The organism is Draconibacterium sp. IB214405, assembly GCF_033963885.1.
Lineage (GTDB): Bacteria > Bacteroidota > Bacteroidia > Bacteroidales > Prolixibacteraceae > Draconibacterium.
Map to the genome: position 1 here is coordinate 279,286 of NZ_JAXBMA010000001.1, position 16,318 is coordinate 295,603.

Annotated in this window: 10 protein-coding genes; 1 reads left to right on the forward strand and 9 read right to left on the reverse strand. The window is 41.2% G+C overall.

Features of this window, described 5'->3' with window-relative positions; genetic code table 11:
• Positions 1–49: 49 nt before the first annotated feature.
• From SLH46_RS00915 to SLH46_RS00945, 7 genes are all read right to left on the reverse strand, one after another.
• Positions 50–2,458, reverse strand: coding sequence for an ABC transporter permease (locus tag SLH46_RS00915; protein ID WP_320279253.1), 2,409 nt, complete (start codon positions 2,456–2,458; stop codon positions 50–52).
• A 124-nt stretch (positions 2,459–2,582) separates the two neighbouring features.
• Complete coding sequence (locus tag SLH46_RS00920; RefSeq protein ID WP_320279254.1) at positions 2,583–3,251, reverse strand: ABC transporter ATP-binding protein; 669 nt, start codon at positions 3,249–3,251, stop codon at positions 2,583–2,585.
• Between the two features lie 125 nt (positions 3,252–3,376).
• Positions 3,377–3,682, reverse strand: coding sequence for a GxxExxY protein (locus tag SLH46_RS00925; RefSeq protein ID WP_320279255.1), 306 nt, complete (start codon positions 3,680–3,682; stop codon positions 3,377–3,379).
• Between the two features lie 58 nt (positions 3,683–3,740).
• Positions 3,741–6,158, reverse strand: coding sequence for an ABC transporter permease (locus SLH46_RS00930; RefSeq protein ID WP_320279256.1), 2,418 nt, complete (start codon positions 6,156–6,158; stop codon positions 3,741–3,743).
• A gap of 226 nt (positions 6,159–6,384) precedes the next feature.
• The gene (locus SLH46_RS00935) at positions 6,385–8,727 is read right to left on the reverse strand and encodes an ABC transporter permease (RefSeq protein ID WP_320279257.1); all 2,343 of its coding nucleotides are present in this window, start codon (positions 8,725–8,727) and stop codon (positions 6,385–6,387) included.
• 60 nt (positions 8,728–8,787) lie between these two features.
• Positions 8,788–9,156 carry a GxxExxY protein gene (locus SLH46_RS00940; protein WP_320279258.1) on the reverse strand — a complete coding sequence of 123 codons (369 nt, stop codon included), beginning with the start codon at positions 9,154–9,156 and terminating at the stop codon, positions 8,788–8,790.
• 56 nt (positions 9,157–9,212) lie between these two features.
• Positions 9,213–11,588: an ABC transporter permease gene (locus tag SLH46_RS00945; RefSeq protein ID WP_320279259.1), complete on the reverse strand. Its 2,376-nt coding sequence runs from the start codon at positions 11,586–11,588 to the stop codon at positions 9,213–9,215.
• Between the two features lie 290 nt (positions 11,589–11,878).
• Between SLH46_RS00945 and SLH46_RS00950 the strand changes: the two genes are divergently transcribed.
• Entirely contained in the window at positions 11,879–12,694 is an 816-nt protein-coding gene (locus SLH46_RS00950) for an SGNH/GDSL hydrolase family protein (RefSeq protein WP_320279260.1), read from the forward strand.
• 3 nt (positions 12,695–12,697) lie between these two features.
• Here the strand turns inward: SLH46_RS00950 and SLH46_RS00955 are convergent, their stop codons facing one another.
• The gene (locus SLH46_RS00955; RefSeq protein ID WP_320279261.1) at positions 12,698–13,699 is read right to left on the reverse strand and encodes a DUF4097 family beta strand repeat-containing protein; all 1,002 of its coding nucleotides are present in this window, start codon (positions 13,697–13,699) and stop codon (positions 12,698–12,700) included.
• Between the two features lie 121 nt (positions 13,700–13,820).
• The gene (locus SLH46_RS00960; RefSeq protein ID WP_320279262.1) at positions 13,821–16,214 is read right to left on the reverse strand and encodes an ABC transporter permease; all 2,394 of its coding nucleotides are present in this window, start codon (positions 16,212–16,214) and stop codon (positions 13,821–13,823) included.
• Between the last annotated feature and the right edge of the window lie 104 nt (positions 16,215–16,318).

Genomic DNA, 16,318 nt, shown 5'->3' on the forward strand with positions numbered 1-16,318 from the left:
TAATCCGGCGAATACTTTGGACAAGATTTATACGTACGTTTTTCAGACTTTACTCGTATCGAAGTGCTTCGACAGGATTTCGTGTTGCCGCTTTCCAGCTTTGAATGGATACGGTGAGCAAGACAATACCCGAAGCCACAATTCCTGCAATCACAAAAATCCACCAACTTAAGCTGGTTTTATAAGCGAAGTTTACCAGCCATTTCTCCATGGCAAACCAGGCCGCCGGACAAGCGAGAACAAAGGCTACTGCCACCCATTTGATATAGTCCTTATTCAACAGCATTAGTATTTCCGACACACGGGCACCATTCACTTTCCGTACACCAATTTCTTTAGTCCGGTTTTGTGTAATAATCAGCGCCAATCCAAATAAACCCATGGAACAGATAAAAAGTGCGATAACAGTAAACACCGACAGCAAACGTGCCTGCAACAATTCGGCTTTATACACCTTTTGGTACATGGCATCAACATGTTCGTACTTGAAAGGATATTCAGGAAATAAATCGTTCCACACTTTCCTCATGTCGGCCAGCGCCTCATCCTTCATGCCCGGTTGAAATGAAACTACAAAGTTGATCAGCCATAACTTGTCGCGCTTAAAAAGCACCAAAGGCTCCACCTCTTTCCTCAGGCTCGATAAATGAAAGTCTTCAACCACGCCAATAATTTTTCCTTTTGGAATGGTAATTCCCGATCCCGGAGATGTAAAGTTCAGCTTGAAATCCTTCCCGACAATTTCATCCGGATTGGAATAATGCAGACGATTCATGGCTGCTTTGTTGATGATGTATTCGCCCGATCCTTCGTTATCGTTATTGTTTTCCGAAAAATTGGTTCCGGCCAGAAACTGCAGCTTGAATATGGATGCGAAAGAATAATCGCATGGAAAAACACCAATGCCGTCGAGGCCTTGATCAGGATTCTCGCTTTCATACCCTTCCATTTCAAAAGGAAACATATCGTTGGCCTCGCCACCGGGTGGTTCCATCATGGCCGAAACCGATTCGATGCTGTTGTATTGAAGCAGCTGTTCCTTAAATACACCAAACTTTTGCTGAATACTGGCATGAACCGATTCAAAACAAATCACATTGTCTTCCTGAACGCCCAAACTGCTGTTTAAAGCATAATTTGTTTGTCGCGAAACAACAATTACAGTCACAATTAATGCAATGGAAAAGGCGTATTGAAAAACAATCAAAACGCGGCTAATACCTACCCGTTTGAACGACTGCGAAGATCCACGATTGAAACGTGTACTTACAAAAGCAAACACCGACTTTAGCACCGGAAGCATCCCAAAACCCAGAGTGAGAATACAAAATCCAAAAATCAACAGCATCGTAAAAACGAAATTACCTTTTAGCAGATTCAGATTGAAAAACCGGGCAATTACAACATTAACAGGTATCGAAAGTACAACGGTGAACAACAAGGTTACTATAACAATAAACAGTCCTTCGAAAAAGAAATAGCTGACAACAGCACTCCTCGACGAACCGAGTAGCTTATTGATAAAAAGGTATTTCGCACTAAATCCGGCCATTCCAATATTCAGATTGGCGTAATTACTGATTGAAATCAGCAGTAAAATGATTGCAGCAATGGCCAGCACGTATACATTTCGGATGTTGCTGTTCTCTTCAATTTCGCGGAGTTTATGTGAGTTTAAATGAATATCGGAGATCTTTTGCAGGTGCACCTCGGTGTCCATTTCCTCCGGGTTCGTCTCCTCATTATTTTTCAAGTAATTGTAAATTCCTGCCTTCACATTCTCTACAGAAGTATTTTCGGCCAGAACCAGGTAAGTCCACGCCCATCCATAGGTAAACCGGTCGCTAACCGGTGTTGCAACAAAATCGGGATGAATATGGCTGTTTGCCGGGAAATTACTCATAACTCCTGAAATGGTGAAGTCCTGATTTTCGCCGTAGTACTGCCCGGAAGGCAGAGTTAACACTTCTCCAATAGGATTCGTTTTTCCAAATATTGTTTGGGCGAAACTTTCGGTTATAACGATGGAAGCCGGATTTTCGAGTGCCGTTTTTTTATCTCCCACCAACAATTCGGCATCAAAAACATTAAAAAAAGTGCTGTCGCATTCAAATGCCTGGTTAACCTTGTAGTATCTATCGCCGTATTTCATCAGCCCGCCACGCACCGGACGCAATCGGACAAAATCTTCCAGTTCCGGCAGCGCATCACTCATTTCTGCTACATATCCGGGATTGATAATCCGGGCAAAATGTTTCCCGCTAAAAAAATCGGGATCTGTTATTGTATAACGATAGGTCCAAGCCGATTTCCGCTGATATGAGTCGTAAGTCAACTCATTTTTCAGAAACAACGAAATAAAAATAATACCTGCTAAAGCCAGACTCAACCCGATAACTTTTACCAGGTTTAAAAAAGGATGTTTTAGCAGGTTTCGAAATACGACTTTAAGATTCATAAGAGGCATAATTATGTACTTGTATGGTTGCGCTGAATAACCCAACTAATTTAGTGCTTATACACGCACTTTCAAAAAGGTTCATTTTGCCTGTTATTTTCCTTCCTCATGGAGGGCCGAATACTTATTCGTCTTCTTTCAAATAACCATCTTTTAAACGAACGATACGGTTCCCGTATTTTGCATTTTCTTCGGAGTGCGTTACCTGGATGATCGTCATTCCCTCATCGTTCAGTTTTTTCAGGAGTTCCATAATCATTTGTCCCTGCTCGCTGTGCAGGTTTCCGGTAGGCTCATCGGCCAGTAAAAGTTTCGGGCTACCTACAATTGCACGTGCAATAGCTACCAGCTGCTGCTGACCACCCGACAACTGACTTGGAAACAAATCTTTTTTGGCCACAATGTTAAAACGGTCGAGCATGTCGGCAACCATAGCTTTACGCTCTTTGCCTTTCACCCCGCGATACACCAACGGCGTTTCGATATTCTCGTATACATTCATTTCCTCAATCAGGTGAAAAGCCTGAAAGATAAAACCGATGTGACTGCGGTGATACTGCACCTTCTGTTTTTCTTTTAACTGGTTGGCCGGCTGATCGAGGAACAGATATTCGCCTTCGTTGGGCTCATCCAGAAAACCGATAATATTCAGTAAGGTTGATTTACCGGCACCACTTGGCCCCATAATTGAAACAAATTCGCCTTGTTTAATATCAAGGTTTACTCCTTTTAATACAAAAGTTCGCTGAAACTTTGCATCGTAGTATTTGTCAATGTTTTTTAGTTGTATCATTTTACTAGCTTATTAATTGTCTGAATCCTGATCGTCAAGATTTAAAGATTTTCAGGATTAGTGTTTTTTATATAATCGTTTAGTTTGCAAGCTGGTGGAACCAAAATTAATGAGCAAACCGGTTTCTAAATTGTGGCCGTTAAATAATTTAAGCCCTGAGCAAGGTGGACATCCTCGAGGTTTATTATTGCTTTTAATTCAACCATAACTTTCTCTTCAATTATGAAATCGGCCCTGCGTTTACCAACCTCATATCCTTCATAATAAATGGGCATTTCTTGTTCTCGCTTAAAAGCAATTCCAGCATTATCCAGCTCGATAGCCAAACATCGCTGATAAATTACCTCCTGGAATCCATTTCCCAAAATGTTGTGAACCTTCATTGCACAACCTATAATTTTGTATGTCTGGTCATCATCTATTTTCGTCATTTTCTTTTTCTAAATCTTGTTAATCCTATAATCCTGCCCATCCTGATTCAGACACTTTTTATTCATACTTCAAACTATCCACCGCACTCGAATGTGCTGTTTTTAGTGTTTGGTAGCTTACGGTTAACGATGCGATGGACACCAGCACTACAATTGGTAAAGCAAAAAACCACCAGCTCATTTCGGTTCTGAACGCGTACGACTTCAGCCATTCATTCATAATAAAAAAGGCCAGCGGAATGGCTAAAATTGCCGAATACAATGTCAGGTAAATAAACTCGCTGGAAAGGCTGTAAAACAAACTCGGGGTTGAAGCACCCAAAGCTTTTCGCACTCCCATTTCCTTTTTGCGGATCAATCCGGCAAACAAGGCCAGTGCCCATAAACCCAAACAAGCTATAAAAATGGCCATTAGTGCAAACAGCCCAAAAATGGTAGCAAATTTCCGGTCGAGCGAATACTGTGCTTCGTAAAACTGATCGGAGAAGAAATAATCAAAAGTAGATTCAGGAAAAAACTGATTCCAGGCATCTTGTACCTCTCCCGAAGCAGAAGCAACATCGGCTCCCGAAATTTTCATGGATAAATATTTTGGCGGCAGCCACCCGATGCTATTGTACATGATCATCATAATCGGCGTGTACGCTTTATTCAGCGACTGCTGATGGTAATTTTCAACCACGCCAATTACCTGGTAAGGTTCTGCTTCTCCTTCCATCAAAACCTTCTGATCAATGGCATCGGCATTGGTTTTAAAGCCAAGTTGCTTCACTGTTTCTTCATTCAGAATCACCTTTCTATTATCGTTGGTAAACGTTTTGTCAAAACCTCGTCCTTCCAGAATATTCATTCCGTAAGTATCAATAAAATCGTAGTCAACCGTTTGCATTTCGTACAGGCGGTTTTGTTTGGCGGCATCTTCATACAAGCGATTCGAGGCGAAAAATGCCACTTCCATTCCCGGAACTGCGTTTGAAATGGTCACATTTTTTATATCGGGCAACTCTTTTAACTGGCGTTTAAAACTCATCACTTTCTCCATTAAATTAGGAGTTTGCGCCGGGAATTTCACCACCAATGTTTTATCGATATTGATGCCAAGCGACTGATTCTGCATGTATTTTAGCTGTGCATAAACAATCAGGGTTCCGCAAATTAAAACCAGCGACGCCACAAACTGAAAAACCACCAAACCTTTTCGTACCATTCCTGCACCTTGCGAGTTCAGGTATTTCCCTTTCAAAATAATTGCAGGTTTTACATTCGAAAGCACAAGCGACGGATACAGTCCGGAAAGTACAATCCCCGTTAAAAGAAACAGCGTGATTAACACCCAAAAACGGGGCATATACAAAATCGAGAATCCGATATTTTTACCGATAAACGAATTAAAGTACGGAATAAACATCAGAAACAATCCAATTGAAACGGCCAGCGCAATAACATTTACCAGAGTCGATTCGATTAAAAACTGGATGATCAGTTGCTTTTTCTGTGCACCCGACACTTTTCTCACTCCCACTTCGCGGGCACGTTCCAGCGAACGAGAGGTAGTTAGATTGATGTAATTTATCCAGGCGATGAGAAGTATTGCCAGCGCAATTAAAATCAGTGCCTTTACGGCTTTTTCGTTTCCTTTGGCTTCGCGTTCGTATTGTTTTTGCGGTGTCAAGTGAATATCAGTCAGCGGTTGTAATTCAATGGCCCAGGTTTTATTTTTTAAGGCATCGGCTGTTTTGTATTTCTCCGACATGGCCGGGAAGGCTTTTTCGATACTTGCAGGTGAAATTCCCGGTTCCAACTGCACATACGAGTAGGTTTCGTGCAGGTACCAGAAATTTTTAATCCAGTCGGGTTGCGTATCCCACGACACAAAATAATCGAAATTAAAATGGCTATTCGACGGGATATTTTCCAGTACTCCTGTCACTTCGCATTCATAGGCCTGATTCAGTGTTCTGAACTTTAGAATTTTACCCAGCGGATTTTCATCCTTGAAAAATTTATGGGCGGCCAGTTGCGAGATCACTACTTTGTTCGGACTGCTTAGTGCCGTTGATGCATCCCCATCTATCAACTTAAACGAAAAAATGGAAAAGAAGGAAGGTTCGGTAACCGCAACAGTACTTTCGCGCGATTTATCCTCCTCGTAACTTACCATTTGCTCGGTGCTGTTTATGGCAATTCGCACATAATCTTTAATACCGGGAATGTTCTCTTTCATGGCACTTGCATAACCAAACGATGCCGTTGCCCAATCGTCGGTGAGTGTTTCGCCTTCGTAAAATTTACTTTCCACGCGATAAACACGATCGGCATTTTTATGCATCGAGTCGTAGCTGCGCTCGAAACTAACATAGTTAAAAATGAGCAGGGCCACCACCATGCCAATTACTAAACCGGTAATATTTATAAAAGTGAAAAGCTTGTTTTTCAACAAGCTACGAAGTGCTACTTTAAGGTAATTTCTAAACATATTCTTTATTTCTTGTCAATCATTGTCTGAATCCGGATAATCAAAATCTAAATATTTTCAGGATAATATTCTTAGAATGCTTCTTACACCCCTAAATCCCCTAAAGGGGACTTTGCCTTACCCTCGTATAGCATATTTTCAATTAAAAATTTCTCTATTTTCATTTCAAGCTTTCAATACTTTCTGGCCCATAAGCCCCTTTAGGGGTTTGGGGTAAACCAAAAACTTATTCGTATCTGAGTGCTTCGACCGGGTTTAACAGCGACGCTTTTAATGCCTGATAGCCACTCGACAATAAAGTTACAACAACGGAAATTCCCAACACAAGCAGCAAGTCGAAAACTGTAAACTGGTATTTAAAATGCCCGGGAGTTACGTTCTTCAGGAAATTGGCCAGTGGATAAACAATAATATTTGCCGCCACGACCAAAATAATAAACTGTCGGGTAATTAAAGGCAATATTTGTGCAGCCTGCGCTCCCTGAACCTTCCGAATTCCAATTTCCTTTACACGTCGCTGAGAGGCAAAAACAACCAAGCCAAATAATCCCATCGCAGCGATCAACACCGCCATGATGGTAAAAAAGGCAAATGTATTTTTAGCACTTGTCCATATTTTCAGAGCTATCCGGTAAGTTCCAACATCATAGCCGTTTACTTCAAAAAGAATATTCGGGAAAGCCTCGTTTAAAACCGCGTTAATATGTTCCAGGCTACTTGTCATTGTATTCGGATTCACTTTAAAAGTGAGGTCGTTATTACTTGCAAAACCTTCATTGCGATACAACAACACGTAAGGAATTATCGGATTATGCACATCGTCGCAGTTAAAATCCTTTAACACCCCGATTACAGTATACCGACCGCCATTCATTTCAAGCCACCTCCCTATTGGTTCGTCCCAACTAAATTGTTTTGCAGCAGTTTCATTTATCAGACACGTTTTTGTTTCAGCCGAATAGTCGGTAGAAAAGTTTCGTCCTTCTGCCAACGTCATGCTCATGGTGTTCAGGTAATTTTCGTCGGCTTCGTTCCATCGTGCATAAGCGTGATCGTCGGTCGGACCTCCCTCGTAATGAACACGTGTTCCCCAGCTTGAATGCAGCGGCGAATTAATCGACAGGGACATGTTCTCGATTCCGGGATTATCGAGAATCCGCTCCCGAATCTGCCGGTAAGAAACCGTTGTTTTAACACTCGGCAACTGACAATACAACAGGTTATCTTTTGTGTAACCAAGATCTTTGTTTTTCAGAAATGTAACCTGTTTATACATCCAGATACTTGAAGTTAACAACACAACAGAAAGAATAAACTGAAGATAAACCATAGCAGTTAATCCACGCACTTTCCCTCTGTTAAAAGAACCTCTTCCTTTTAAAACATTTACAGGTTTTAAACGCGAAATAAACAAGGCGGGATAGCTTCCGCCAATGAACCCTGTGACGACAACCGTTGCCAACAAAAACAGCACAAACAAAGGATTTTGCAGTAACTGAAGATCGATGTTGCGGTTTACTACGGTGTTAAACAATGGCAATAAGAGGTAGGCCAAAAACACTCCAAAGGCAAGCGAAATAAGGGCAATTAGCACCGCCTCGGTAAGAAACTGTACACGTAAAATATTTCGGTTACTACCTGACACTTTGCGAATACCAATTTCAACAGCGCGCATGGTAGAAAACGAAGTGGTGAGATTCATAAAACTTACACAAGCCAGCAAGAGCGTTAAAATTCCAAGAAACGAAAAGAAAAAAATAAGTGAGCCTTTATCGTCTTGCGCATACTCGTTCAAATGTAACTTACTTAAGGGATGAAGGTATAAAACCTGCTTCGATTCTTTGTCGTATTCACGAAGAACACCTTCAATTTTTTCGGATACCAACTGCGCAGAAGCATTGGGTTTTAACAATACATAAATCTCATAAGAACTATTAGTCCAGTTATCGGCCCTATTTTTTATCAGATTTGCATTCGAACGAAAATATGTTGCACTTATCGATGACTGTTCTAAGATATCCTCCATAATTCCGGTCACACGAAGTTCTCTCTTTTTCTCATCAAGAATTATTTTTCCCATCGCATCCTCACCGGGAAAATATCTTTCGGCCATCGATTCACTTAATACAATTGAATTCGGATCGTCGAGCACATTCGTCTTATTTCCCCGGATTAATTTAAACGAGAAGAAATCGAATATAACTGACGGTGCGATAATTCCTTTTTGCTCTTTAAATACACGATCTTCATCGGGCGATAAATATTCGTCCCACGCTTCATTGGTAGCAATGGCATTCTCAGCCTCCGGAACATTTTCGCGTATGTATTTCGCCAGAGGAACGACAACCTGCGCTCCATCGTTCATTCTGTCATTCATTTTGTAAGACTGTACGCGATAAATCCTGTCGAAATTTTCATTGAACTTATCGTAGTCCTTTTCATACTGAACATAGCGTGCAACTAATATAAAAGCTGCCAGCCCCACCGAAAGGCACAAAATCTGGATAGCCGAAAGTGTTTTCCTCCTTCTGATATTGCGCCAGGCTATTAATATAAAATGTTTAATCATGGTCGTTGTTTTCTAATCATTGTCTGAATCCGGATAATCATGATTTAAAGATTTTCAGGATTAATGTTTTTTGTACAATCGTTTGGTTTGCAGACTCGTTGAGCCAAAATTAATGAGCAAACCTGTTTCTAAATTGTAAGCCGTTAGATAATTTAAGCCTTGAGCGAGATGAACATCCTCAAGGTTAATTATGGCTTTCAATTCAACCATTACCTTCTCTTCAATAATAAAATCTGCTCTGCGAGTGCCAACTTCGTAACCTTCATAATAAATGGGCATTTCTTGTTCTCGCTGATACGCAATTCCTTCTTTGTCTAACTCAATAGCCAAGCATCTTTGGTAAATTACCTCCTGGAATCCATTCCCCAACGTGTTGTGAACTTTCATTGCACAACCAATAATTCTATATGTCAGGTCATCATCTATCATTTCTTTTTCAAATCCCGTTTATCCTAAAATCCTGCACATCCTGATTCCGACATTTTTTACTCATATCGCAAACTTTCAACCGGATTGCGTGTGGCAGCACGCCAGCTGTGCCAGGTTACGGTTATTAATGCAAATACCAGTGCCAGCGCGCCGGCCAGTGCAAAAATCCACCAACTCATGTTGGTTTTGTAGGCAAAGTTTTCGAGCCACTTACTCATGGTATAAAATGAAAGCGGAGTAGCAATAACAAAAGCAATCAGCACCCATTTTACAAAACTCTGGTTCAGCAATCCCAATATTTCTGAAACTGTCGCCCCGTTCACTTTTCGGATACCAATTTCTTTGGTGCGTTGCTGCGAAATAAACAAGGCCAACGCACTGATTCCAATAATACTGATAAGAATTCCAATGGTTGAAAAAGCAAAAAGAATTCTACTCAAAATAGTTTCTGCCTTGTATTGCTGAGCAATTTTTTCGTCAATAAAAAAGTAGTCGAGTTCCTGGTTCGGGTAATATTCATTCCAGGTTCGTTTTATTGCTTCCATTCCGGCGTACACATTGTTAATGCGTATGTGGGTAAAACGTGCCCGGTTTCCTCCTTCATCCAGCCAAAACATATAATCACCTATCGATTCATGAGCTGAACTGTAATTAAAATCTTCAGCAACTCCGATGTAATTAATGCGTGTTTCTCCCGGTCCCAACGGCTGTGCATTTGAATAGGCCAAAAGATTTTCCATGCTTCCGTGTTTCTCCATCAGTCGCTGGTACAAATGATTGTTAATTACCATTCCCCGCACAGTATCGGCATCCGGTTTTATCCAATTCTGAATGAGTTTAATATTCATGGTTTTGAGGTAGTCGTAGTTCGCAAAAACAAATTCTGCATTACCATCAAGTCCCAGTCCTTCCAGATCATACGCCTGCGCCGGGTAACCAAAATGCTGAGCGGTCATTCCAACCGAAACCACCTGGCTTTGTTTTTCCAGTTCGCGGGCAAATACAGCCGGATCTTTGGAAAGGTCTGTTAAGTGCAGAACAACCACATTTTCTTTGTCGAAACCAAGCGGTTTATTTAAAACAAAGTCAATTTGTTTGTTCACCAGGAAGGTACCTGAGATAAGGACGATTACAATTGTTACCTGCACAACCAGCAACGATTTCAACACGTAACTTCCTGAAAAATTATTGCGCCCGGCCAGAATATCGATGGCCGAACTGCGTGCCAGTAAAAATATCGCCACAAAAAATGCAGACAGCAATAAACAGGTAAGCAAAACGCCAATGATCGTGAGATATACAACCGGCTCCGAAAAATATATATCGAATTCAATCTCGAATAAACGGTTAATTACAGGTTTTAATCCTTCAATCGTAAGCAACGAAATGCTGATTGCCATAAGACAAACCAAAATCACTTCCATCAGAACTTGTTTAATCAACTGTGATTTGGTTGCTCCTATCGATTTTTTCAGGCCCAGTTCTTTTGAGCGTTTTATCAACTTAGCAATGGAAAGATTGGTGAAATTCAACAACGAGATCGTCAGAATTACGAATGAGATAAGGATAAACAAACCAATATTTATCTTACTTGAACTTTCGCGCAGCTCGAAACGGTAATCCGATTTTAAGTGAATATTGTCCATCGGGAACAAGGCAAAACCATATTCCTGCGGACCGGGTGTTGTTTTCAGGCTGCTGTTGTCATAAAAAGCAGTTACTTTTTCGGCTACCAGCTTTGGATCAGTATCCTTCTGAAGTTTGAAATAGTTGTAAGTCCACTGTATTTTTCGGTTGGGAAGCGATTCAAAACGCTCCTGCAATCCGCCCTTTTGAGAGAGGAGCAACTCGTATCTGAAATGAGTTTTCGGATGGGTATTTTTTACTACTCCTCTAATCTCGTAATCGCCCAAATCTCTCGAATATTGCAGTGCTTCAATAGTTATAGTCTGCCCTACGGGATTTAAATTACCGTAATATTTCCGGGCAAAATCCTCCGTAATAAAAACCGTATTTGGTTTCGAAATCTCTGCCAAATCTCCCACCACCGGCTCTACTTCAAACAGTTCCATAAATGCCTCATCAACCGACATAATATTCTTCTGCGCAATGGAAGTCTCGCCCATTTTTATGGTTCCCTCATCGCAATGCGAAAACTGGGTAGCTAACTCCACTTCGGGAATTTCCTCGGACGCTGCATAAACAATTCCCATACTACGAGCCCACGCCGTATTTTCGAGCCCCCCGGGAACCGAGGTTACGCGGTAAATATTCTGGTGTCCGGCAAAATGTTTATCAAAACTTTTTTCGTTTGATACGTGAATGAATAAAACCAGGAAAGACGAAATACCGATCACCAATCCAGAGATGTTGATCAGCGAAAAAGCCTTGTCTTTAAAAAGGCGGCGTATCGTAATTTTCAGGTTATACATTTACTGGTATTTTAGTGTCGGCATTTGCCGGTAATATTGTTTATCCTTTTAATAACCAACTCCGTGCCCGAATTACTAATGTCTGTTTTTTAGACACTTAACAAAAATACGAATTTTATTGTGTAAATTTTTTTGACAAAAACTGTATAATTTCTTACCACCTTAAAATTCCAACGATAAAGCCGGAATAGTTGTAAAAATCAGATCATCACTACCTTAATCTCCTTTTGGAATACATAAATTCGATTAATTTTATATCCTTAAAATCAATCTCAGCAAAAATCTTTACGATGAAAACTTTAACCACTGCCATCCTTTTATTTTCTGCTATGATCTTGTCAGCATACGGGCAAGAGCCAAGCTTTCATGATTCTCAATGGAAAAACAAAAAAGTAGCTTTTCTTGGCGATTCGATGACTCAAAAATGGGAACGAGATAACACGCCACGCACAGTTTACTGGGAATACCTGACCAAAATGATGGGCATTGAGCCGTATGTTTACGGAATAAGCGGTCATCAGTGGACAGGCGTTTACGGACAGGCTCTGAAACTGAAAGAAGAGCACGGATCGGATGTGGATGCCATTTTGATTTTTGCAGGTACCAACGACTATAACCACAACATCCCGTTGGGGAATTTCTATACTGAAACAGCTAATGAGACGAATTTTAACGGAACAATGGTTACCCGAAAATACCGAACGCTGAACGAAGATGACAATACTTTTTGTGGCCGGGTAAACAAAGTAATGGCCTTTTTAAAAGCAAATTATCCCGATCAGCAGATTATTATAATGACACCGATTCACAGAGGATTCTCAACGTTCAGCGAAACCAATGTTCAGCCCGAAGAAAGTTTTTCCAACGATCTTGGTCTTTACATCGATGATTATGTGGCAACTTTAAAACAAGCGGCTTCCGTTTGGGCCGTTCCACTGATCGACTTGTATTCAATCAGTGGCCTTTATCCAATGGAAGATTCGAATGTCAAATATTTTATGAACGGCAAAACCGACCGTTTACATCCCAATTCTTTAGGAAATTATCGTCTGGCAAAAACAATTCAATATCAACTAATGAGCCTGCCTGCAACGTTTGTTGAATAGCTCCTAATCCTCGTAAGAGATGTTAACATTGCCTCCTGAAGCGTGTGCATAAACCGGAATTCCGCCCCCGTTCATTTTGCCTTTTACGCGGTCTTTTTCGGAAGTACCATTAAAGTTATGCAGATCGATATTCACCCGTCCTGAACGTAAATCCAAATCAAGACCCAGTTTTTCGCCATCGTGAATAACAGCAGAAACACCGCCACCACTCGATTGCAGATATAACTCTTCAGTTAAATTGCTAATATTAACCTTCACCGATCCGCCACTTGATTTGGCTTTAACCACACCCGCTTCTCCCTGCACATAAACTCCGCCACCACTGCTACTTGCATCCACGTCGCCATTAATATCTTCGAGTTTCACACTGCCACCCGAGCTGCGTGCATATACATTTCCTTTGGCTTTTTCAAGCGTAACACCGCCACCGCTCGACGTCAGTTTAATATCGCCTTTGTGTTTGTATACATGAACACCACCTCCTGATGAGCTTGCTTTTGTAGTACCTCCGGTATCTTCCAGTTTTACTCCGCCGCCACTGCTCGAAAAATCGTGTGTTCCTTTTACGCCCGATATTTTCAGGCCGCCGCCGCTTGACGATACATCGCACGACATTTCTTCGGGAACGATAATGGTTAATGCTATCCCCACATTGTTTCTCCAGAAGTTCATTTGTCCCCTGCGTTTAACCACTGCCGTAATTGTAGATCCGCTTTTTGAGAAATCGATATCGAAGTCGTCTAAAACCTCATCCAACTCTCTGTCGGATGGTGATAATACGCTTCCGTTTTTTCGAACAAAGGCCTGAATAATTACCTTAGGCTGATCGTGTGTTTGCACGGTCACGCCACCTCCCGACGATGAAGCATTAAGCTGCCCCGGCTGGTTTAAATCGAAGGTTTTTATGATTGTCGGTTCGCCGTCTTTTGCTAATCCATTCCACGAAAATGCGACCATGAACAGCACAATCAACGTATAAAATTTGAAGTTCTTCTGAGTTTTCATAATGCGCTTGATTTAATTGTTAATCTGATTATTAGTTATAAGACGACAAACTTTTGGAATAGTTACTATTATTTTATTCGTACCGCAAAGCTTCGACCCCGATGCTTCGATCGGGATTTCGTCACTCATACCTGAGCGCCTCAACAGGATTTCGGGTTGCGGCACGCCAGCTTTGCCAACTAACAGTTAACAACGCAATTCCCAAAGCCATCACTCCCGCCAAAGCAAATATCCACCAGCTTAATGTGGTTTTGTAGGCGAAGTTTTCGAGCCATTTATTCATGGCGTAATACGCAACCGGTGTGGCAATCATAAAAGCCACAAGAATCCATTTCACAAAATCTTTATTCAGCATGGTGAGTATTTCCGAAATTTTGGCACCATTTACTTTTCTCACTCCTATTTCTTTGGTGCGTTGTGCTGTTGAATAGGCGGATAATCCCAACAAACCAAGACAAGCAATAAAAATAGCCATGATGGAAAAGATCAGGAATAAGGATCCAAATTTTAAATCGGCAGCATACTGTTTGTTAAAATACTCATCGAGGAAAAAATAGTGAAACGGGTTTCCGGCAAATTTTTTATTCCACAGCTCCTCTAATTCGGCAATGACCTGGTTGGCCTCTGCCGCATTAATTTTTAAAGAATAATAAGAGCTCTCAGCCTTGTTACAAAATAGCATCGGACCGGGTTTTTCGCGCAACGACTTTTGGTTGTAATCGTTCACTACACCAATTACCCGCGCCTCTCCCGGATCGCCGGTGAGTTTTTGCCCAATCGCTTGTTCTTCATTTTCGAACCCGAGGTATTCCAACGCCGATTCGTTAAGTACAACCTCCCTGATCTCCGGATTGTAGTTTTCATCAAAATTCCGACCGGCTAAAAGCTTCAGGTTGTAAGTATCAAAAAAATGCTGGTCAATACCAATCATTCTGATCTTCTTTTCGGTATTTACACCGGTTATAAGTTTCCCGTACACCGGTTGAAACATCACTTCCTCACCGGGAACATTTGTCGAAACCGTCATGTTTTTAACCGCTGCCAGGTTCAGCATTTCACTTCTGAAAGCCGATGATTCGGTGTTCACTGTTTCGCTGTTTACCTCCTGTGGCCCCTCAACAACCAACACCTGGTCAATATCAATTCCGAGGTTTTGTTTTTGCAGGAAAGTCATTTGTTTACTGATAAACAAGGTGGCTACAATAAGAATTACAGAAATGGTAAACTGAAAAACAACGAGCCCGTTTCGGAATTTTCCTATCGTTTTTGAATGACCTTTGCTTTTCCCTTTTAACACGGTAGCAGGATTGACACGCATTAAAATGGAAGCCGGAATTATTCCGGTAAGAAAGCTGCAGCCCAAATACAAAACAAGCAATACAAGAGGAACCAAACTACGGTTTATTGTTACCGGGCTGCCGGTTAGTGCCCGGAATGACGGTAACAGCAGGAAGACCAGTCCAACACTGAGTATAAAAGCTAGCAGACTGATTAAATACGATTCGGTTAAAAACTGCCCAAAAAGATGTTTTCGGAAAGCACCCAACACTTTTCGTACACCAACCTCGGAGGCACGGTGTGCCGAATGCGAAGTTGACAGATTTATATAGTTGATGAGGGCAATTACCAGCACTAGAACAGCAATTACCGACATGTATTTTACCTGGTTGATATCACCATTAACTTCCAGTTCATTTTTCAGGTTCGAGTATAAATGGATTTCGTTAAAAGGACGCAGTTTAAACTCGGCCAGAAATAATGCTTCTTTCATAAAATCGCCCAAATGTTGCTCAACAATCTCAGGAATTTTGGCTTCCAGCTTTTTAAAATCGGTACCCGGCAAAAGTTTTACGTAGGTATAAAACTCTTCCACAAACCACCCGTCTTCGAAATAAGGAACCTGGTTGATCAGGTTTTCGTACGAAAGCAGTATATCGAATTTGATGTGCGAATTCTTAGGAATATCGGCAGCAACAGCCGAAATAAAATAACGGTCGGAACCATTTAGCTCGAGGTATTTACCCACCGGATTTTCGTTGCCAAAATATTTTTTCGCGGCTTGTTGTGTAATTACAGCTTTGTTTACGTCTAGTATGGTATTGTTTTTTTCACCCTTTTCGAGTTTAAAATCAAAAAGCTCGAAGAAAGAGGACTCGGCGTAAAATATATTTTCCTCCTTATAAAAAGTGTCGCCGTGTTTTACCACTCCTTCAATTTTTTTAAAACGGGTATAGTTTTCAACCTCCGGATAGGTTTTTTCCAACATCGGACCAATTACCGGAACTGCCGAAGCTGAGTACTGTTCAAGCACATCCTCTTCGTACAACTTGTAATCGATCCGGTAAATCTGATCGGCCTTGGTTTGAAAATTATCAAAGGTGAGCTCGGTGTATACCCAAAGGGCAATTAGGATAAAAGCGGTGATACCTGCCGTTAAACCCAGCAGGTTAATAAGCGAATAAAATTTTTGGGATCGAATTCCCCTTGCGGCTTGTTTTAAATAATTAATATTCATCGGTTATAGTTGTTTTTTAGGTTTTATCTGGAAAAAAGTGTCTACTCGTATCGGAGTGCTTCAATTGGGATTCCTGCCTGCGGCAGGCAGGTCGTCACTCATAT